The organism is Blautia intestinalis (assembly GCF_014297355.1).
Taxonomy (GTDB): Bacteria; Bacillota; Clostridia; order Lachnospirales; family Lachnospiraceae; genus Blautia_A; species Blautia_A intestinalis.
This window is the reverse complement of the sequence record NZ_JACOQE010000002.1, coordinates 305,556-326,001: the sequence shown is the minus strand read 5'-3', so window position 1 is coordinate 326,001 and position 20,446 is coordinate 305,556. Positions and strand designations below refer to the sequence as shown.

The 20,446-nt window shown below is 42.4% G+C and carries 17 protein-coding genes and 1 other annotated feature; of the genes, 16 read left to right on the top strand and 1 reads right to left on the bottom strand.

Annotated features, from left to right (window positions below):
• The first annotated feature begins 99 nt into the window (after positions 1-99).
• The 11 genes from ftsH (at position 100) to H8Z79_RS05560 (ending at position 12,446) form a co-directional block, all read left to right on the top strand.
• Complete coding sequence (gene ftsH, locus H8Z79_RS05610; protein WP_118039661.1) at positions 100-1,968, top strand: ATP-dependent zinc metalloprotease FtsH; 1,869 nt, start codon at positions 100-102, stop codon at positions 1,966-1,968.
• A gap of 110 nt (positions 1,969-2,078) precedes the next feature.
• On the top strand, positions 2,079-2,435 hold the full coding sequence (locus H8Z79_RS05605) for a zf-HC2 domain-containing protein (RefSeq protein ID WP_118039662.1): 357 nt from the start codon (positions 2,079-2,081) through the stop codon (positions 2,433-2,435).
• A 22-nt stretch (positions 2,436-2,457) separates the two neighbouring features.
• Positions 2,458-5,097, top strand: coding sequence for a DNA polymerase I (gene polA / locus H8Z79_RS05600; RefSeq protein ID WP_118039663.1), 2,640 nt, complete (start codon positions 2,458-2,460; stop codon positions 5,095-5,097).
• A 1-nt stretch (position 5,098) separates the two neighbouring features.
• Positions 5,099-5,689 carry a dephospho-CoA kinase gene (coaE, locus tag H8Z79_RS05595; RefSeq protein ID WP_118039664.1) on the top strand — a complete coding sequence of 197 codons (591 nt, stop codon included), beginning with the start codon at positions 5,099-5,101 and terminating at the stop codon, positions 5,687-5,689.
• Positions 5,686-6,483 carry an MBL fold metallo-hydrolase gene (locus tag H8Z79_RS05590; protein WP_015542560.1) on the top strand — a complete coding sequence of 266 codons (798 nt, stop codon included), beginning with the start codon at positions 5,686-5,688 and terminating at the stop codon, positions 6,481-6,483. Before coaE ends, H8Z79_RS05590 begins: the two co-directional genes overlap by 4 nt.
• 17 nt (positions 6,484-6,500) lie before the next feature.
• Positions 6,501-6,773, top strand: coding sequence for an ACT domain-containing protein (locus H8Z79_RS05585; protein ID WP_015542561.1), 273 nt, complete (start codon positions 6,501-6,503; stop codon positions 6,771-6,773).
• 28 nt (positions 6,774-6,801) lie between these two features.
• Positions 6,802-8,166, top strand: coding sequence for a PFL family protein (locus tag H8Z79_RS05580; protein WP_015542562.1), 1,365 nt, complete (start codon positions 6,802-6,804; stop codon positions 8,164-8,166).
• Positions 8,167-8,382: 216 nt separating this feature from the next.
• A complete protein-coding gene (locus H8Z79_RS05575) occupies positions 8,383-9,318 on the top strand; it encodes a hypothetical protein (protein ID WP_118039665.1) in 936 nt (311 codons plus the stop codon).
• A 33-nt stretch (positions 9,319-9,351) separates the two neighbouring features.
• Positions 9,352-9,599, top strand: a binding site (T-box leader).
• 63 nt (positions 9,600-9,662) lie between these two features.
• Positions 9,663-10,688: an ABC transporter substrate-binding protein gene (locus H8Z79_RS05570; RefSeq protein WP_118039666.1), complete on the top strand. Its 1,026-nt coding sequence runs from the start codon at positions 9,663-9,665 to the stop codon at positions 10,686-10,688.
• Between the two features lie 54 nt (positions 10,689-10,742).
• Positions 10,743-11,654: an ABC transporter permease gene (locus tag H8Z79_RS05565; protein ID WP_118039760.1), complete on the top strand. Its 912-nt coding sequence runs from the start codon at positions 10,743-10,745 to the stop codon at positions 11,652-11,654.
• A 3-nt stretch (positions 11,655-11,657) separates the two neighbouring features.
• Positions 11,658-12,446, top strand: coding sequence for an ABC transporter ATP-binding protein (locus H8Z79_RS05560; RefSeq protein WP_015542565.1), 789 nt, complete (start codon positions 11,658-11,660; stop codon positions 12,444-12,446).
• A gap of 71 nt (positions 12,447-12,517) precedes the next feature.
• On the opposite strand, the gene H8Z79_RS05555 is transcribed toward H8Z79_RS05560, so the two are convergent.
• Positions 12,518-13,834, bottom strand: a complete 1,317-nt coding sequence (locus H8Z79_RS05555; RefSeq protein ID WP_118039667.1) for a tRNA(Met) cytidine acetate ligase — start codon at positions 13,832-13,834, stop codon at positions 12,518-12,520.
• 273 nt (positions 13,835-14,107) lie between these two features.
• Between H8Z79_RS05555 and pta the strand changes: the two genes are divergently transcribed.
• The 5 genes from pta to H8Z79_RS05530 all read left to right on the top strand — a co-directional run bounded on the left by pta (position 14,108) and on the right by H8Z79_RS05530 (position 20,441).
• Positions 14,108-15,115, top strand: a complete 1,008-nt coding sequence (gene pta / locus H8Z79_RS05550) for a phosphate acetyltransferase (protein ID WP_118039668.1) — start codon at positions 14,108-14,110, stop codon at positions 15,113-15,115.
• 41 nt (positions 15,116-15,156) lie between these two features.
• The gene (locus tag H8Z79_RS05545; RefSeq protein ID WP_118039669.1) at positions 15,157-16,347 is read left to right on the top strand and encodes an acetate kinase; all 1,191 of its coding nucleotides are present in this window, start codon (positions 15,157-15,159) and stop codon (positions 16,345-16,347) included.
• 225 nt (positions 16,348-16,572) lie between these two features.
• Complete coding sequence (locus tag H8Z79_RS05540; RefSeq protein WP_015542569.1) at positions 16,573-17,601, top strand: LacI family DNA-binding transcriptional regulator; 1,029 nt, start codon at positions 16,573-16,575, stop codon at positions 17,599-17,601.
• Positions 17,602-17,795: 194 nt separating this feature from the next.
• Positions 17,796-18,845, top strand: a complete 1,050-nt coding sequence (locus H8Z79_RS05535; RefSeq protein ID WP_118039670.1) for an autoinducer 2 ABC transporter substrate-binding protein — start codon at positions 17,796-17,798, stop codon at positions 18,843-18,845.
• 111 nt (positions 18,846-18,956) lie between these two features.
• Complete coding sequence (locus H8Z79_RS05530) at positions 18,957-20,441, top strand: sugar ABC transporter ATP-binding protein (RefSeq protein WP_015542571.1); 1,485 nt, start codon at positions 18,957-18,959, stop codon at positions 20,439-20,441.
• Positions 20,442-20,446: the final 5 nt, after the last annotated feature.

Below are 20,446 nucleotides of genomic sequence, written 5' to 3'. Positions count from 1 at the left end.
GTTTATAATATTTCATTTTATTTCACAGAAAGAACATTGAATATATACTATAAAAATGGTATTGTACAAGACATAAATGATTTTGGAGGAAACAAATAAATGAAATTTGACCGTAAAAAACCGGAAAAGATACCGATGTATGTCTATTACATCATAGCAGGTATCATTATCATTCTTCTGAATATGCTTGTGGTTCCGACTATACAGGAGAGAAGTGTACAGAAGACTGATTATTCTACTTTTATAAAAAATGTAGAAAAGGGTAATGTGACCAAGGCTACTGTGGATGAAAGTTATATTTATTATGAAATGAAATCAGACGATACAGATGGAACTGTTTTATGCAAGACAGTCAAGATGGATGATTCTGATCTGGTCAATCGTCTGCTGGATGCGGGTGTGACTATGGATGAAGTCCTTCCGGAAAGTCCGTCAATCCTTATGACACTTCTTTTGAGCTATGTTGTCCCAATCGTTATCTTTATCTTTATCGGACGCTGGCTGAGTAAGAAGATGATGTCTTCTATGGGCGGAGGTCCTGGTGGGGCAATGTCTTTCGGAAAGAGCAATGCAAAGGTTTATGTAAAATCCTCCACAGGAATTAAATTCTCCGATGTTGCAGGAGAAGACGAGGCGAAGGATCTTCTTACAGAAATCGTTGATTATCTGCACAATCCTCAGAAATATACAGAGATTGGTGCGTCTATGCCGAAGGGAGCACTGCTTGTGGGGCCGCCCGGTACAGGTAAGACACTTCTTGCAAAAGCAGTTGCAGGTGAGGCGGAAGTTCCGTTTTTCTCAATTTCCGGTTCTGAATTCGTAGAAATGTTTGTCGGTATGGGTGCTGCGAAAGTACGAGATCTTTTTAAACAGGCAAATGAGAAGGCTCCGTGTATTGTATTTATTGATGAAATTGATACAATTGGTAAGAAACGTGACGGTGCCGGTTTTACAGGCGGAAATGACGAGAGAGAGCAGACACTGAACCAGCTCCTTACAGAAATGGATGGATTTGATGGATCTAAGGGTGTTGTAATCCTGGCAGCAACCAACCGTCCGGATTCACTTGATCCGGCACTTCTCCGTCCGGGACGTTTTGACCGCCGTATTCCGGTAGAACTTCCGGATCTGCAGGGTAGAGAAGATATCCTGAAAGTTCATGCAAAGAAAATTAAAATTGCAGATACTGTTCGATTTGATGATATTGCAAAGGCAGCTGCCGGAGCATCAGGCGCGGAACTTGCCAATATTGTCAATGAAGCAGCACTTCGTGCTGTCCGCGACGGACGTAAATTTGCAACTCAGGCAGACTTTGAAGAAAGCATCGAAGTTGTTATTGCGGGATATCAGAAGAAAAACCGTGTCCTTTCCAATAAAGAAAAACTGATTGTTTCCTATCATGAGATCGGGCATGCACTTGTTGCAGCAAAACAGACCGAATCTGCTCCGGTTCACAAAATTACGATCATTCCACGTACTTCTGGTGCACTGGGCTATACCATGCAGGTGGATGATAATGAACATTATCTGATGTCAAAGGAAGAACTGGAAAATAAGATTGCAACTTTTACAGGCGGCCGTGCTGCGGAAGAGTTGATTTTTCATTCTGTTACAACGGGTGCCTCCAATGATATTGAACAGGCGACCAAGATTGCAAGAGCAATGATCTCACGTTATGGTATGAGTGATGATTTTGATATGGTAGCTATGGAAAGTGTCAGCAATCAGTACCTCGGTGGAGATTCCAGTCTGGCCTGCTCTTTTGAGACGCAGACACTCCTTGATAAGAAAGTAGTCGAGCTTGTAAAGAGACAGCATGAGAAAGCATTGCAGATTCTTCAGGATAATATCAGCAAGCTTCATGAGCTGGCAAAATATCTGTATGAGCATGAGACGATCACAGGTGATGAATTTATGAAAATACTCGAGGCTCCGGAAGAAACTCCGGCTGCTGCGACAGAAGAGTAACGGGATATTATATACGCGAATGAGGTGCTTCAGACGAAACGGTCGTTGTGAAGTGCCTCTTTTTGTGCTATACTACAAAGAAGTGAAAACAGGAACAGGAGGAAGAAAGAATGCCGGATATTGAATGCAGAATTGCTGAGAGCATGGTGACACAATATATCAATCATAGTTTAAGCGTTGATGAACTTGAAGAATTTCTGGATCATATCAGCCATTGTTCGTCCTGTTATGATGAACTTGAGACATATTTTATTGTGCATGAAGCAATACAGCAGCTGGATGAGCCGGAAGATGGTTCTGTACTTGATTTTCGTAAACTTCTGGATCAGGATATCCGAAAATCACGCAGATATATCCGTAAGAAACGGTGGTTTCATTTCCTGACAGGTCTTTTGCTGGCAGTATTTGCGGTTCTGCTGCTTATTTTTGTTATATTTTTTATTACGGATATAGCGCATTTCCTATAAACAGATACAGGGGGAACACATTTTGAGTGACAAAATTTTACTGATCGATGGACATAGTATTCTGAACCGTGCATTTTACGGACTTCCGGATCTGACAAACTCCGAAGGCAGACATACAGGCGCGGTTTATGGATTCCTGAATATTCTTTTTCGCATACTGGACGAAGAAAAACCGAAATATCTGACAGTTGCTTTTGACCTTCACGAGCCTACATTCCGTCACAAAATGTATGATGCATATAAGGGAACACGTAAAGCGATGCCGGAAGAATTAAGGGAACAGGTGCCGCTGATCAAAGAAGTGCTTACGGCAATGGGCATCAAGATTGTTTCCAAACCGGGATTTGAAGCGGATGATCTCCTCGGAACACTGGCTGTACGAAGTGAAAAAGAAGGAATGGATGTAACAATTCTTTCCGGTGACCGTGACCTTCTTCAGCTTGCAACAGAAAAAGTCCTGATCCGCCTTCCGAAGACTTCAAGAGGAAAGACAACCATCGAGAACTTCCATACACAGGAAGTTATTGAGAAATATCAGGTGACACCACCGCAGATCATTGAGTTAAAAGCCCTGATGGGAGATTCTGCTGACAACATTCCAGGTATTCCGGGAGTTGGTGAAAAGACGGCAACAAAGATGATCGTAGAGTTTGGGTCAATAGAAAACGCTTATGCGCATCTGGAGGAAGTGAAGCCGAACAAAGCAAAAGAATCCCTGCGCGAGCATTATGATATGGCTGTTTTAAGCAAAACACTTGCGACGATCAATACAGACAGTCCGATAGATTATTCTTATGAAGAAGCAGAACTGAAGGAACTTTATACACCAGAGGCATATCAGCTCTGCAAACAGCTTGAATTCAAAAATCTTCTTTCAAAATTTGATACAGCAGTCATGCCGGAAAATCCAATCGAACAGAATTTCTTTTCCTGCAGTGATCTTTCAGGTGTTGATGCATTATTCAAAAAAGCATCTGACAAAGCATATGTCGGAATTTCACTTCTCGCGGATAAAGAAAATATTTATGGCCTTGGAATTGCCCTTGAAAAAGAAGAAATTTACTATATACCGGTGGAAGGACTGCTTACCGGGGATTTTCTGTGCGCATCCATGAAAGATTTGGCAAAAACAACGGTTCTTTGTGCACTCGATATCAAACAGTTTTTGAAACATGTGCCACTTGAAGATGAAACGCAGGTTTTTGACATCGGAATCGGAGCATATCTTCTGAATCCGTTGAAATCCACATACACGTACGATGATATTGCGAAGGAATATCTGGACGGAGTACTTCTTCCTGCACGGGAGGACCTGCTTGGTAAGGATTCCCTGAAAAAGGCATGGGAGAGTTCAGCAGACGGTTTAATGGCATATAGTTGTTATATGGCATACACCGCGTTTGCCTCCCGTATTCCGATCGAAAACTCGCTGAAAGACAGTGGTATGTGGAAGGTCTACCGGGAGATTGAACTTCCATTGATTTTTACGCTGGATTCTATGGAGAAATATGGAATCTGCGTAAAAGGTGAAGAATTAAAAATATATGGAAAAAAACTTCAGGTGCGTATTGAAGAACTGGAAAAACAGATTTATGAGGTTGCCGGTGAAGAATTTAATATCAATTCTCCGAAGCAGCTCGGAACGATACTTTTTGAAAAAATGGGACTTCCGGGAGGCAGAAAAACAAAGACTGGTTATTCCACGGCAGCAGATATCCTTGAGAAACTGGCAGCAGAACATCCGATTGTAAAAGATATTCTGGAATATCGGCAGCTTGCAAAGCTGAAATCGACCTATGCAGACAGTCTTGCGTCAGTTATTGGACCGGATGGAAGAATCCATTCCACGTTTAATCAGACGATCACAGCAACCGGACGAATCAGCAGTACGGAACCGAACCTTCAGAACATTCCGGTACGTATGGAATTGGGACGCCTGATCCGTAAAGTTTTTGTACCGGAGGAAGGATATGTATTTCTGGATGCAGATTATTCACAGATTGAACTCCGTGTACTTGCACATATGTCCGGAGATGAAACTCTGATTCAGGCATACAGAGAGGCGCAGGACATTCACCGTCTGACTGCGTCACAGGTATTTCATGTTCCGTTTGAAGAAGTAACGTCTCTCCAGCGACGGAATGCAAAAGCGGTAAACTTCGGAATTGTGTATGGAATCAGTTCTTTCGGACTCAGTCAGGACTTAAGCATTACCCGAAAAGAAGCTGCAGAGTATATTGAAAAGTATTTTGAGACATATCCGAAGATCAAAAGTTTTCTGGATGGCCTTGTTGCCGAAGGAAAAGAAAAAGGATATGTGACAACCATGTTCGGACGGAGACGTCCGATACCGGAACTGAAGTCCGGCAATTTTATGCAGCGTTCTTTCGGTGAACGTGTAGCTATGAATTCTCCGATACAGGGAACTGCAGCAGATATCATTAAAATTGCCATGAACCGTGTTTATAAGAGAATACAGCAGGAGGGCCTTAAATCCAGACTGGTATTGCAGGTTCACGATGAACTTCTCATAGAGACAAAAAAAGATGAACTTGAGATTGTTTCCCGTATTTTGGAAGAAGAAATGAAGGGTGCTGCAAAGCTTTCTGTAGAACTTGAAGTAGACATGCATGAAGGCGGCAACTGGTATGAGGCAAAGTAAAATGAAAATTCTCGGAATTACAGGCGGTGTCGGCGCCGGCAAAAGTACAGTGCTTGATTTTCTGAAAGAAAAATATCATGCATATGTGATTCAGGCGGATCTGGTCGGACATCTGGTTATGGAGCCTGATGGGAGCTGTTATGACAGAGTGGTTGCATTATTTGGAAAACAAGTCATAAAAAATGACAAAACCATTGACCGGAAGATGGTTTCCGATGTAGTATTTGGTAGTGAGATAATGCGTCAGAGTCTGGATGCGATTATTCATCCGGCTGTCCGACAATATATATTGAATCAGATTGAACAGCAAAGGGAAGCTGGCTGTTCTCTGGTCGTAGTAGAGGCAGCACTTCTTCTGGAAGAAAAGTATGATGCTTTCTGCGACCAGGTCTGGTATGTACATACGGATCAGGAGATACGTATAGAACGTCTTATGAGCAGCAGAGGTTACACGAGAGAAAAAGCTCTGAGCATCATAAAGAGACAGGCTTCCGAGGCGTTTTTCCGGCAGAATACGGATTATGTGATTGCAAATAACGGTCTGCCAGAGGAAACATGGCGCCAGATAGAAGAAGGGATTAAGAAATTATGAGATTTTGCAGTATTGCGAGCGGAAGCAGCGGAAACTGTATTTACGTAGGATCAGAGAATACGCATGTGCTGGTTGATACCGGAATCAGTGGCAAAAAGATGGAAGCTGGTTTAAACAGTCTTGATCTTACCGGACGTGATCTGGACGGAATCCTGATTACGCATGAACATTCCGATCATATCAAAGGACTGGGGGTTATATCAAGAAAATACGGAATTCCCATCTATACTACGGGAGGCACAGTGGATGCCATGGTTCGTACCAATGCACTTGGAAAGATTCCGGACGGGATTTTCCATGAGATAAAAGAGGATGAACCATTTGAAATCGGAGATCTTACGGTAAATCCTTTTTCCATTCCGCATGATGCGGCACAGCCGGTTGGCTATCGTTTGGAATGTGATGGACATTCTGTGGGAATTGCGACTGACCTCGGCAAATATAATGATTATATTATTGAAAATCTTCAGAATCTGGATGCGCTTCTTCTGGAAGCCAATCATGATATTCGGATGCTGCAGGTAGGCAGATATCCATATTATCTGAAACAACGTATTCTCGGTGAAAGAGGACATCTTTCCAACGAAAATGCGGGCAGGCTTTTGTGCAGGCTTCTGCATGACAATATGAAAGCAATCTTTCTGGGACATCTCAGCAGAGAAAATAATTACGAAGATCTTGCATATGAGACTGTTTGTTCAGAGGTAACACTGGGAGACAACCCTTACAAATCAAAAGATTTCAGAATTCAGGTGGCGAAACGGGATCTGATTTCCGATGTAGTTACTGTATAAAAGAAAGGATAAAAGTCATGAAAAAAACAATCATTACAGTAGTAGGAAATGACACAGTAGGCATCATTGCAAAGGTATGTACGTATCTTGCAAACAACAATGTAAACATCCTGGATATTTCTCAGACTATCGTACAGGGATATTTTAACATGATGATGGTTACAGATACCAGCAAATCAGAAAAAGACGCAGCAGCTCTTTCAAAGGAACTTTCTGAAATCGGCGATAAAATTGGCGTAGTGATCCGCTGTCAGCACGAAGATATCTTTAATGTAATGCATCGTATTTAATCGTATCATACAGAAAAGGAGAGTTGACATGATCAATATTTTTGAGGTTAATGAGACAAATAAGATGATCGAGCAGGAAAATCTGGATGTGCGTACCATCACAATGGGAATCAGCCTTCTGGATTGTATCGACAGTGATCTCGATATCATGAATGAAAAGATATACAACAAAATCACAACCAAGGCAAAAGATCTGGTTGCTACCGGAGACAAGATTGCAGCAGAATTTGGTATTCCTGTTGTGAATAAACGTGTTTCCGTGACACCGATTGCTTTAATCGGCGGTGTGGCATGCCATACGACAGAAGATTTTGTATCTATAGCGAAGACACTGGATCGTGCGGCAAAAACCATCGGCGTAAACTTTATCGGCGGATATTCAGCTCTGGTATGTAAGGGTATGACACCGGCAGAAGAACTGCTGATCCGTTCTATCCCACAGGCACTGGCAGTGACAGAGCGTGTATGTAGTTCTGTCAATGTTGGTTCAACCAAGACCGGTATTAATATGGATGCTGTAAAATTAATGGGCGAGATTGTCCTGGCAACTGCGGAAGCCTCCAAAGAGCAGGATTCACTCGGATGTGCGAAGCTTGTAGTGTTCTGCAATGCACCGGATGATAATCCGTTTATGGCAGGCGCATTTCATGGTGTGACAGAAGCAGACTGCATCATTAATGTCGGAGTCAGCGGTCCTGGTGTAGTCAAAACAGCACTGGAATCTGTTCGTGGTGCTGATTTCCAGACCTTATGTGAAATGATCAAGCGTACAGCATTTAAAGTAACACGTGTGGGACAGCTTGTTGCACAGGAAGCATCCAGACGTCTGAACGTACCGTTCGGAATCGTTGACCTTTCTCTTGCACCGACACCGGCAATCGGTGACAGTGTAGCGGAAATTCTTGAAGAAATCGGCCTGGAGAGAGTAGGAGCACCTGGAACGACTGCAGCACTTGCACTTTTGAATGACCAGGTAAAAAAAGGCGGTGTTATGGCAGCGCAGGCAGTTGGCGGTTTGAGCGGTGCGTTTATTCCGGTCAGCGAGGATCAGGGAATGATCGATTCTGTAAATCTTGGTGCACTGACACTGGAAAAACTCGAAGCAATGACCTGTGTCTGCTCTGTAGGTCTGGATATGATCGCAATCCCGGGTGATACAAAGGCATCTACAATTGCAGGTATCATTGCTGATGAATCTGCGATTGGAATGATCAATCAGAAGACGACTGCAGTACGTGTAATTCCTGTTATCGGTAAAGGAGTAGGAGAGACAGTAGAGTTTGGAGGACTTCTCGGATATGCTCCGATCATGCCGGTAAATCAGTTCTCATGTGATGCATTTGTAGAGCGCGGCGGACGTATCCCGGCACCAATCCACAGCTTCAAGAACTGATACGAAACAAGAAAATGTCTGATTTTTACTGGATGATGTTATAATAACGAATCCCCTGAAGGAGATATTTCCGGAAATCCCGGAGAATCCTCTGTCAGGGGATTTTTTTGTGCAAAATTATTGAAAATCCTTTATTTAACATAATAATTATGATATAACATTATATATGTTATAATATGATTTCTGAGTTATAAATATATATGGGAGAATAACAGAATGGAATATCTGGAGAAAATGCTTGGTGTGTCAGTGAAATATCATCGTTGGAAAGGTGAATTGGAGTTACCATATTACATTACCGAACGATATGAAATGCGGCTTGTGGAACTTGATAAAATGAAATGTATTTTCCTATGGCCCAAAGATAAACTAAGTCAGATTGGCTCTTTGAAGAAGCAGCTTCGTCGTATCCAAATGGAAGAAGCACTGCCTGTAGTTTTCATTATGGATATGATAGACGCATACAGAAGGACTGCATTCATAAAAGCACATATTTCATTTATAGTGCCGGACAGTCAGATCTATCTGCCATTTATGGGAATCTGCCTTGAGGAAAAATATCGTACAGAAATACAAAGTGCGGAAGCTTTACAGCCGTCCACACAACTACTGCTCTTCTACTGGTATTATGGAAAGAAAAACTGTATTTATATGAATGATACAGTAAAAGCCCTTGGATGTTCAGCGATGACGATAACACGAGCTTTTCGCCAGCTTGAAGAGACCGGGTGTTTTGAAACCGGAAAGACCGGTGTACAGAAATATCTGAAGGGAAAGTACATTCCGGATGAGATCCTCCGAATGTTAAAAAGCAGTCTGAGTTCACCGGTGGCTGATGTGCTTTATATAGATAAAGAAATTGCACGGAAGAGTATCATATCAGATCTGTCAGATGGAGAAGTACGGGGTGATAAAGACCAGTCATTGATAATTGTAAGTACGGATGACGAAAAAGGATATCCCTGTTATGCTGCAAATAAAAAAGGGTTCCGATGCGATGGCAGTCAGGAACTTCTGAATGCAGAAACACAGGCAGAAGTCCAGCTCTGGAAATACGATCCGGCTATACTTGCAGCAAACGGTCATGTGGATCCACTGTCACTGGCACTTAGTCAGAAAAAACCTTTGTTCAGTTTTATAAAAAATGATTGACATTCACGATTTCCTGTGGTAAAGTAAAAAACAGCAAAACCAATGAGGAAGAAGAGTAAATAATCCTGAATCATTCCAGAGAGCAGGTAATGGTGGAAGCCTGTATGAAGCAGATTATCGAATGGCCTTCCGAGGGCAGCCCGAAATGATGATCTTAAGAGTAGGCGCTGACGGGAACCGAACCCGTTATCAATCAGGAGTGTATGTTTGTACATGAGAAAGTGGACGATACGTCAATTTGAGTGGTACCGCGATAATAAGAAATTATTACCGTCTCAAGCATAGCTTGGGACGGTTCTTTTTTTCTCATGGCACATAATATGTTGAAAGAGAGGAAAAAGACTATGAAAAAAAGAATGTTAGTAATCGCAGCAGCAGTAGCAACCAGTATGATGATGGCTTCTCCGGTAATGGCAGATGATTTTAAAGTAGGTATCTGCAATTATGTAGATGATGCTTCCCTGAATCAGATCGTAGACAATATTCAGTCTCGTCTGGAAGAGATCGGAGAAGAAAAAGGTATTACTTTTGATGTATCTTATGATAACTGCAATGCAGATGCAAGTGTTATGGAACAGATTATTTCCGATTTTCAGGCTGACAATGTAGACCTGATGGTTGGTGTAGCTACACCGGTAGCAATGCGTATGCAGTCTGCAACAGAAGGAACAGATACACCGGTCGTATTTTCCGCAGTTTCTGATCCGGTTGGTTCCGGTCTGGTAGATTCTCTGGAAGCACCGGGAGCAAACATTACCGGAACAAGTGATTATCTGGATACTTCTTCTATTATGAAACTTATCCAGGCGCAGAATCCTGATGTAAAGAAAATCGGACTTCTCTATGATGTCGGACAGGATTCTTCCACAACCGCAATTCAGGAAGCAAAAGATTACCTTGACAAAGAAGGTATTGAGTATGTAGAGCGTACCGGAACGACAACGGATGAAGTTCAGCTTGCAGCAGAAGCGCTGATCGCTGATGGCGTGGATGCGGTTTTCACACCAACAGATAACACTATCATGACAGCAGAACTTTCTATCTATGAAAAATTTATCGAAGCTGGTATCCCGCACTACACTGGTGCTGATTCTTTCGCACTGAACGGTGCATTTGTAGGATATGGTGTTGATTATGCAAACCTTGGACAGAAAACAGCTGATATGATTGCAGACATTCTTGTAGATGGAGCAAAACCATCCGAAACAGCTGTAGAAACATTCGACAATGGTACTGCAACTGTAAACACAGAAACATGTGAAGCACTTGGTCTTGATTTTGATACTGTTAAGACAGCATTTGAGCCGCTCTGCACACAGGTAAATGAGATCACCACTGCCGAAAGCTTTGATGATGTAGAAGCAAAATAAGGTTGTTATAACCAATAAAACCAATTGGAGGAAATCACCGTGACGATTGCAACAATGCTCTCTCTTGGAGAGACTGCCCTGAAACTCGGACTGATCTGTTCGCTGACAGTTCTTGCCCTGTTTCTCAGTTATTCTATGTTGAATGTCTGCGACCTTTCTACAGATGGGTGCTTTACTTTTGGCGCCGCTGTGGGAGCAGTAGTAGCTGTTAGCGGACATCCGTTTCTGTCCATTGTGGCAGCAATGGCTGCCGGAGTTCTTTCCGGTTTTGTAACTGCGATCCTGCAGACAAAACTCGGTGTGGACAGTCTGCTTGCCGGAATCATCGTAAATACGGCTTTGTATTCCGTAAATATTGCAGTTATGGGCGGCTCATCCCTGATCAATATGAACCATACAACGACGGTATTCAGTATGATGAAAGATACACTTTCGGAAACTCCGTTAAAAGGCAGAGAAGATATCATCATTGCGGCAATCGCTGTGATCCTCGTAATCCTGTTTCTTGTATTCTTTCTGAAAACAAGACTTGGTCTTGCAATCAGAGCAACAGGAAATAACTCCGATATGGTAAAATCTTCTTCTATTAACCCGGTATTTACAACAGTCATTGGTCTGTGTGTGGCCAATGCGTTTACCGCACTTTCCGGATGTCTTCTGTCTCAGTCACAGAAATCCGTAGATATCAATATCGGACAGGGTATGGTCACCATCGCACTGGCATCTCTTTTGATTGGTGGTACGATCCTTGGACATGGCGGAATTTTTGTAAGGGCAGTGGGAATGGTACTCGGTTCCTTTATTTTCCGTCTTGTATATACGATCGCGCTCAGGTTTAATATGCCGGCGTTTATGCTGAAACTTGTATCTTCTGTCATTGTTGTTCTTGCAATTTCCGGTCCTTATCTGAAAAAACAGTGGCCGCAGATCCGACGCAGGATGACACACCAAAAAGGAGGCAGATGATCCATGTTAAAAATCAGCCATATTTCAAAAACATTTAATCCAGGCACTGTAAATGAAAAAAAGGCTCTGGAAGATTTTTCACTCGAATTAAAAAAAGGTGATTTTGCCACGATCATCGGTTCCAACGGTGCCGGTAAATCTACATTTTTTAATGCGGTCTGCGGAGATTTCCTTACAGATTCCGGCTCTGTCATTCTCGATGGAGAAGATATTACTTTTACTCCACAGCATGTACGCGCCAAAAGTATCGGACGCCTGTATCAGGATCCGATGAGGGGAACTGCCCCGGGAATGACAATTGAAGAAAATCTTGCACTTGCAGCCGGCAAAGGTGGATGGCTTTCCCATACGACCAAACAGGAAAAAGAACGTTTTCGGGAAGAGTTAAAGAAACTGGATATTGGACTGGAAGAACGTATGAGCCATCCGGTCGGTCTTCTTTCAGGTGGTCAGAGACAGGCACTGACACTTCTTATGGCGACAATGAACCCGCCAAAACTACTCCTTCTGGATGAGCATACAGCAGCGCTTGATCCGGGAACAGCAGAGAAAGTTCTGAATCTGACAAGGCGTATTGTAGAAGAAAATCAGCTTACATGTCTGATGATCACACACAATATGCAGTCAGCAATTGATCTTGGAAACAGAATCTTAATGATGGATTCCGGTAAGATCGTTCTGGACATTGGCGGAGAAGAGAAAAAGAACATGACAGTTGAGGGACTTCTTGAGAAGTTCAGAAGCGGAGCCGGTAAGGCTCTTGATAATGACAGGATTCTGCTGTCAGAATAATAAAACAGCCATCATCGGGGGGATTAAGATTTCCGAATCGGTGACGGCTGTTTTTAGCTTTGTATATTTATTTAAAAAATAACCAACTGTTTCTGATATTCGTGAATAAATTTCTGCCCGTTTTTTTTGCAGAGAAGCTTTTCATAAAGGTTGGATGCTGCTGTTGTCTCGCTCAGGAGGCGTTTCCCTGTCTCATCGAGGAATGCATCGGCATCGGCAAGTTTTGTAAGCACTGGAATGGAACTGTTCTTTTTGATTTCTTTCAGAAGTGGGCTGCTTTCTTTGCGAAATCCGAGTACGCGTGAATAAGGAACCAACAGAGGAGCTTCGCGTATCTGTAAGATTGAGTGAAGCAGTGCACGCTGAATGCGTGTCTGGGTAAGCTCTTTTGTTTTCAAAAGAGAAGCGGCCTGTGTGAAACCGGAGATCTCATTTCGACAGTTTATTATGCGCTCTGCAAGATTTACCGAAACATCAAGATATTGCGAAAGAGATTCTGCATCTTCGTACATGATTCGATAGATAAGAAGATCGTCCAGAACTTCTTCACTCAGGTATCCATTATTTCGCAGAGAAGAAACAAAGAATGCGGAAGCCTCATCCGGAATCTGTGCAGAAACCTGTGCAATTGTTTCCTGTGTGAGAGTGGAAGTTAAAAGTTCGCGAATAGCAGAAGCAGAGGCGAAGGGGACATTTTTGCCGGAAATGTCAGCAGATACGGCATGAGCGGAAGAGGCAGCGCTAAGCGTATCGTGATACCCCATCCCCTGGCGTTTCAATGTAACTGGTTTCAGACTGCTTTTGAGGCGATTTAAAGCCTTACAGTATTCAATCCCCAGAATATTGTTGGGTGAATTTAAAATCTGTGTGATCTGATTCAGAAGCGGAGTCAGAATGCCGTCAAAAGTATCACCGGTGAAATTATGAGGGTTTTTGAAATATTCCACCAGTGCCTGACTGCGTGCTGCCGGAAAAGAACAGCCTGCGCTTAAGAATTTTTTCAGAAACAGCCGGTATTCTTCAGGCTCGCTGACAAGAACAGCTGCAAGTTCCTGCAAAGCCGAAACTTCGCCGTATTCACTTCCGAAACAGAGCCGGTCTGCAACATGCAGCCCATCCAGCATAGAAACAGCGCCTATAGCAAAAGCTTCTGCGCTGGCGGTGCTCACCGATACCGGCATCTCAAGCACGAGATCTGCGCCACAGCGAAGCGCCATTTCTGCCCGCATATGTTTGGGGAGAAGTGCCGGTGTACCTCTCTGCACATAATCACCACTCATGGCAACAACTACATAATCTGAATGCAATTCTTTTTTGCAGTAATCTATTTGGTATTTGTGTCCCCGGTGAAAAGGATTATATTCTGCTATGATTCCTGTTACTTTCATGTTGTCTTCCTGCTTTTTCGTATATTTTTACTGATTTCGATATTGTAACACAGCGGTGGAAGAGCGACAAGGTTATCCTTAAAATACAGAACACGGAATTTGTTCGTTATTCCGTCAGGATTGCACGTCAAAAAATACCACTCTTTGGAAGAATCTCCTTGTCAACTACTTGAAATGCGCGAAAACAGGGGGTATAATGATTCTAGCTGTGAGATCATGTTTCAGACTCTCACGCGGTCACATGACCGAAATAACGAAAGGAGCCATTTAATCATGGGATTTGTTGATTTACTCAAAGAAAGAGCAAAAAAAAGCATCAAAACTATCGTTCTGCCAGAGACAGAGGATATGAGAACTATCGAGGCAACTGATAAGATTCTTAAAGAGGGAGTTGCCAAGATCATCCTCATCGGTAACGAAGAAGAAATCAATAAGAAAGCTGCTGAAGGCGGATTCGATATCTCCGGAGCAACCATCATTGATCCAGAGACATCTGACAAAACTCAGGCATACATTGACAAATTTGTAGAACTGAGAGCTAAAAAAGGTATGACACCTGAAAAAGCAAAAGAGATCCTTCATACTCAGTACCCATACTATGGTGTAATGATGGTAAAAATGGGTGATGCAGACGGTATGGTATCCGGTGCATGCCATTCTACAGCAGATACACTTCGTCCATGTCTGCAGATTCTGAAAACAAAACCGGGAACAAAGCTTGTATCCGCTTTCTTCCTGATCGTAGTTCCGGATTGCGAATATGGCGCAAACGGTGCATTTGTATTTGCTGACTCCGGTCTGAATCAGAACCCGACTCCGGAAGAACTTTCTGCAATCGCAGCTTCTTCTGCTGCATCTTTCCAGCTTCTTGTTCAGGAAGAGCCAATCGTTGCAATGCTTTCACACTCCACAAAAGGAAGTGCAAAACACGCTGACGTAGATAAGATGGTAGAAGCTACAAGAATCGCAAAAGAAGAGCATCCGGAACTCAAACTTGATGGTGAATTCCAGCTTGACGCAGCAATCGTACCGAGCGTTGGTGCATCCAAAGCTCCGGGCAGTGAAGTTGCAGGTAAAGCAAACGTTCTGGTATTCCCTGACCTTGATGCAGGAAACATCGGATACAAACTTGCTCAGCGTCTTGGTAAAGCAGAAGCTTACGGACCTGTTACACAGGGTATCGCAAAACCTGTCAACGACCTTTCCAGAGGATGCTCTGCAGATGATATCGTTGGTGTTGTTGCAATTACAGCTGTACAGTGCCAGGCTGAGGACAAATAAGATCTACATATCTGAATCATATCGAATAGGAGAATATTAAAATGAATGTATTGGTAATTAACTGCGGAAGTTCTTCACTGAAATATCAGCTGATCAACTCTGATACAGAAGACGTTCTGGCAAAGGGTCTTTGCGAAAGAATCGGAATCGACGGAAGACTGGTTTATCAGAAAGCCGGACTTGACAAAGAAATCACAGAATGTGCTATGCCTACTCATAAAGAAGCTATCCAGTTCGTCCTGGATGCTCTTACAAATGAAAAAACAGGTGCAATCAAGAGCCTGAAAGAAGTAGATGCAATCGGACACCGTGTCGTACATGGCGGTGAGAAATTTGCGGCTTCTGCAGTAATCACAGACGAAATGATCGCAGCAGTAAAAGAGTGCAACGATCTTGCACCTCTTCACAATCCTGCAAATCTGATCGGTATTGATGTCTGCTCAGAACTGATGCCGGGTGTACCGCAGGTTGGTGTGTTTGATACAGCTTTCCATCAGACAATGCCTGCAAAAGCATATCTGTACGGACTTCCGATCGAATACTACAAAAAATACAAAGTAAGAAGATATGGTTTCCACGGAACCTCCCACAGCTTCGTATCCAAACGTGCTGTTGAATTCCTCGGACTTGACAAAGACAACTCCAAAGTTATCGTTTGCCACCTTGGAAATGGTTCTTCTATCAGTGCTGTAAAGAACGGTAAATGCGTAGATACAACTATGGGTCTTACACCGCTTGAAGGTGTTGTAATGGGAACACGTTCCGGTAACATTGACCCGGCAATCGTTGAGTTCATCGCAAAGAAAGAAAATCTTGACATTGCAGGTGTTATGAACGTCCTGAATAAGAAATCCGGTCTTCAGGGTATGTCCGGAGTTGGCAGTGACATGCGTGATATCAGAGCTGCAATCGCAGACGGAAACGAAGATGCAAAGAACGCTTATGATGTACTTTGCTATGGTATCGCTAAATTCGTTGGTGGTTATGTGGCAGCCATGAACGGTGTAGATGCAATCGTATTTACCGCTGGTATCGGTGAAAACGTAGGACAGCTTCGTAAAGATGTCTGCAGCTACTTCGGATACCTTGGTGTTGAGATTGATGACAAAGCAAACGATACATTCAGCGAAGAAATCGTTATCTCTACTCCGGCTTCCAAAGTTAAGGTTGCAGTTATTCCTACTAATGAAGAACTTGCAATCTGCAGAGATACAGTAGCTTTAGTAAAATAATAAGTGATTGATGAGGGCTTGCCGTCGGCAGGCCCTTTTCTTGTATTTGAATTTCTCCTATTGTAGCTATTGCATAAAAGCATTGTGCAATATTTGCAAATAAGCAACAAAAATACCCCTGTGATTATGCAAAATGCGTTAAAGATATTGACATAATAAAAGAAGAAATGTATAATTGCCATATTGAAACGTTTCAAATGTGGCTTTGCATAGAGGAATTGATGAATGAATAAATCTACAAAGAAAAGAGCCACAATTACACAGGTGGCCAAACGTGCAGGTGTATCTGTTGGGACGGTTTCGAATTATCTGAACGGTACTGCAAGTGTATCACGGGACAGAACGATGCGAATACAGCAGGCGATTGATGAACTGGATTATATTCCGGATACGTTGGCAAGCTCTCTGAGAAGAAAAGACAGCACAGCGTTACATGTGTTGACACCGCATCTGGACAGTGCGTTTTACACAAATACAATCAGTACATTGATGCATTGCGCGTATGAAGCCGGGTATACAGTTCATATCTCTGGTTACGAATATTCGGCCGAAAGAGAAAAACAGCAGCTGAGAGCGTTGGAAAGCAGCAAACCAGGGACGTCGGTCATCATTTTTAATGGTTTTGATGATCTGGCAGAGATTAAGAGGCTTGCCAGAAAGCAGATTCATGTAATACTGGCAGACCGACGTGAGATACCAGGCTATACATCAAGTGTTGTATTTGATAATCGGCGTGCACCATTTGAAATTGTGTGCTTACTGAAAAACAGAAATTATAAACGAATAGGACTTTTTACAGAACCCACAGAACTTCAAAATATCCGTGAAAGAGGAGCGGGATTTCTGGAAGCAATGAAATATTTTGAATATCCGAATCCTGAAAATGATATTTATTCACGTCCGGATCTTTCACTGGACAAATTGAAAAACAGTTATCTTTATATGATGGAAATTCTTGATTCAACAAAGCCGGAAGATCTTCCGGATGCGTGGCTTGCAACTTCTGATTATCTGGCATTTGGCATGATGCGGGCAATCAATGAAAAGGGATATTCCATACCTGAAGATTTTGCTATTGTCGGCTATGATAATATTGAGATTTCAGGATATGTAAATCCGAGGCTTACTACGGTAGAACAGGATCAGAAACTATTTGGCAAAACTTTATGGTCCGTGATTACTGAGTTCAACAGGACCGGGGAATATCAGAGGATAGAATTACCCCAGAAAATAAAGATGAGAGGATCTTGCTAAAATTAATAATTGTATACTGAAATATGTATACAATTATTTTTAGAAAATATTGAAACGTTTCAAACGGCAGCGAAATTATATTGGGGATACAAATATCTGAACGTGAGAAGGGAGGAGAACGGTGTTCGGATCATATGGGTAAATAAGAAATGCCGTAAAATGTTTCACAAGCCAATTAAAAGGAGGAATTTAAAATGAAAAAAGCAATCGTTATGACTTTATGTGCTGCTATGGCAGTTGGTATGATCGGATCAGTTTCTACTGTATATGCATCAGAGCCGGATATCACCTCTGATGACGCTATCAAGAAAGCAGCTGATGAAGGATGGGAAATTGCTGTTGTGCCGAAAGATTCCACCAATCCATGGTTCGTTCGCATGGACACCGGCGTAAAAGAAGTTGCTGATAAAGCAGGAGTTAACTGCTATCAGATCGATACAGGTACAATTGATGCCACAAAACAGGCTCAGCTGGTAGAAGACCTGATTGCTCAGGGCGTAGATGCAATCTGTGTTGTTCCGGTTGATATGGAATCTATGGACTCCACATTAAAGAAAGCCAAAGATGCAGGCATTGTAGTTATTACTCATGAAGGTGCAGATCTTACAAATGTTGATTATGACATTGAAGCATTCTCAAACGAAGGTTATGGTGCGTTCATTATGCAGAACCTGGCAGAAGCAATGGGCGAAGAAGGCCTTTATACTACAATGGTAGCTTCCCTTACAAATGGTTCCCACAATGAATGGGCAGATGCAGCTGTTGAATATCAGAAAGAGCATTATCCGAACATGACTCTTCTGGAAGAAAATCCACGTGTAGAATCTGATGACAACGGTGACACAGCATACAATGTTGCGAAAGAGCTGATCAAAACATATCCTGATCTGAAAGGTATCATGGGAACATCTTCCTTCGATGCACCTGGTGTTGCACGTGCGATTCAGGAACTTGGTCTTGTTGACAAGTTCTTTACATCCGGTACAGGAATGCCGGCAGACAACGCAGAACTTCTGAAATCCGGCGTTATCAAATCCCTTACTCTGTGGGATCCTGCAAAATCCGGTGAAGCAATGGTTGACCTTGCATGCAAAGTACTTGCAGGCGAAGAAATTGGTGCTCCTGTAAACCTCAATGTTGATGGTTATACAGAAATGACATTCCGTGAAGGATCTGAAACAGTTCTTGAAGGACAGGGCTGGATCACAATCGACGCAGATAACGTTGACGACTTCGGATTCTAAATATTGATTAAAATTTATAAGCTTTAATAGTCAATCCGTCGGTTCTCCCGGCGGATTGATTTCCAAAAGACCTGACAATAACAGGTGTCGTAAGGCGGAGAGGAGGAAGCTATGTCTCAGTGTTTATTAAAAGCGGAGCATATAAAAATTTCCTTTGGAAACGTACATGCCCTCAGAGATGTATCTTTGGAGATTTTACCTGGTGAGATACACTGTCTTGCTGGTGAGAATGGTTGTGGAAAATCAACAATTATCAAAATTATATCTGGTGTCTATCAGAGGGATGGTGGAACAATTGAATTTAACGGTCAGAAGATTGACAAAATTTCCCCAATTGATGCAATTAATCTTGGAATTCAGGTAATCTATCAGGATTTTGCACTTTTTCCGAATCTGACAGTGGCAGAGAATCTGGCGCTTAACACAGAACTCGCGTCCCGTAAGAAAACAGTAAGCTGGAAAAACGTAAGAAAGATTGCAGAAGAAGCAGTATCAAAAATTAATTTCCAGGTTGACCTGGATCAGAAAGTACAGGAACTTACTGTGGCTCAGAAACAAATGGTTGCAATCAGCCGTGCATTGATGTCAAATGCCAAACTGATCATTATGGATGAGCCGACAACAGCACTGACAAAAAAAGAAGTAAGTGCACTGTTCAAAATTATTTTGAAATTAAAGGAACAGGGAATTGCAATCCTGTTTATCAGTCATAAATTGGATGAAGTATTTGAGATTTCTGACCGGTTTACAATTTTCCGGGATGGTCAGATGGTTGCTACCGGAAGCACAAAAGAACTGGATGATAAGAAATTCACCTATTATATGACAGGACGAGAATTCTCCGACAAAATTTTTGTTCCGGAAAATCTCTCTGACAAACCGGTTTTTGAATTAAGAAATCTTACTCTGGATGGAGCTTTTTCAGATATTAATCTCAGTCTTCGAAGAGGTGAGATTCTTGGAATTACCGGACTTCTTGATTCTGGACGTACAGAACTGGGATTGTCTATGTTTGGACTAAAGCCGGCTGATTCCGGTCAGATCATGAAGGAAGGTAAAGAAATCCGACTCACCAATCCGAGAGAAGCAATTGCCAACAGCATTGGATATGTTCCTGAGGACCGATTGTCAGAGGGACTTTTCCTTACCCAGTCAATCGGTGATAATATCATCATTTCCGAAATCGACAAGCTGAAAAAGAAAAACGGACAATTCGATCTGAAGAAGAGAGATGAGGAAGTCGAAAAATGGGTGAAAGAGCTTGAAATTAAAACAAACAATCCCAATAATGCTGCAACAACTCTTTCCGGTGGTAACCAGCAGAGAATCGTACTTGCAAAATGGCTTGCCTGCAACCTGGATGTACTCATTCTGAATGGCCCGACCGTAGGCGTGGATATCGGTTCCAAACATGATATTCATATGGTTCTGCAGAGACTTGCCAATCAGGGACTTGGTATTATTATCATTTCTGATGATCTTCCTGAAGTTATACAGAACTGCTCCAGAGTTCTCGTTATCAAAAATGGAAAAATCAAATCTGAATATGATACCCAGAACGTCAGTGAACAGATGATCATTGACGATATGATGTAGGAGGC

What these genes read in the sequence shown, in the direction of transcription:
- ftsH (WP_118039661.1), top strand. Translation starts at nt 100, where the DNA reads ATGAAATTTGACCGTAAAAAACCGGAAAAGATACCGATGTATGTCTAT.
- H8Z79_RS05605 (WP_118039662.1), top strand. Translation starts at nt 2,079, where the DNA reads ATGCCGGATATTGAATGCAGAATTGCTGAGAGCATGGTGACACAATAT.
- coaE (WP_118039664.1), top strand. Translation starts at nt 5,099, where the DNA reads ATGAAAATTCTCGGAATTACAGGCGGTGTCGGCGCCGGCAAAAGTACA.
- H8Z79_RS05590 (WP_015542560.1), top strand. Translation starts at nt 5,686, where the DNA reads ATGAGATTTTGCAGTATTGCGAGCGGAAGCAGCGGAAACTGTATTTAC.
- H8Z79_RS05585 (WP_015542561.1), top strand. Translation starts at nt 6,501, where the DNA reads ATGAAAAAAACAATCATTACAGTAGTAGGAAATGACACAGTAGGCATC.
- H8Z79_RS05580 (WP_015542562.1), top strand. Translation starts at nt 6,802, where the DNA reads ATGATCAATATTTTTGAGGTTAATGAGACAAATAAGATGATCGAGCAG.
- H8Z79_RS05575 (WP_118039665.1), top strand. Translation starts at nt 8,383, where the DNA reads ATGGAATATCTGGAGAAAATGCTTGGTGTGTCAGTGAAATATCATCGT.
- H8Z79_RS05570 (WP_118039666.1), top strand. Translation starts at nt 9,663, where the DNA reads ATGAAAAAAAGAATGTTAGTAATCGCAGCAGCAGTAGCAACCAGTATG.
- H8Z79_RS05565 (WP_118039760.1), top strand. Translation starts at nt 10,743, where the DNA reads ATGCTCTCTCTTGGAGAGACTGCCCTGAAACTCGGACTGATCTGTTCG.
- H8Z79_RS05560 (WP_015542565.1), top strand. Translation starts at nt 11,658, where the DNA reads ATGTTAAAAATCAGCCATATTTCAAAAACATTTAATCCAGGCACTGTA.
- H8Z79_RS05555 (WP_118039667.1), bottom strand. Translation starts at nt 13,834, where the DNA reads ATGAAAGTAACAGGAATCATAGCAGAATATAATCCTTTTCACCGGGGA.
- pta (WP_118039668.1), top strand. Translation starts at nt 14,108, where the DNA reads ATGGGATTTGTTGATTTACTCAAAGAAAGAGCAAAAAAAAGCATCAAA.
- H8Z79_RS05545 (WP_118039669.1), top strand. Translation starts at nt 15,157, where the DNA reads ATGAATGTATTGGTAATTAACTGCGGAAGTTCTTCACTGAAATATCAG.
- H8Z79_RS05540 (WP_015542569.1), top strand. Translation starts at nt 16,573, where the DNA reads ATGAATAAATCTACAAAGAAAAGAGCCACAATTACACAGGTGGCCAAA.
- H8Z79_RS05535 (WP_118039670.1), top strand. Translation starts at nt 17,796, where the DNA reads ATGAAAAAAGCAATCGTTATGACTTTATGTGCTGCTATGGCAGTTGGT.
- H8Z79_RS05530 (WP_015542571.1), top strand. Translation starts at nt 18,957, where the DNA reads ATGTCTCAGTGTTTATTAAAAGCGGAGCATATAAAAATTTCCTTTGGA.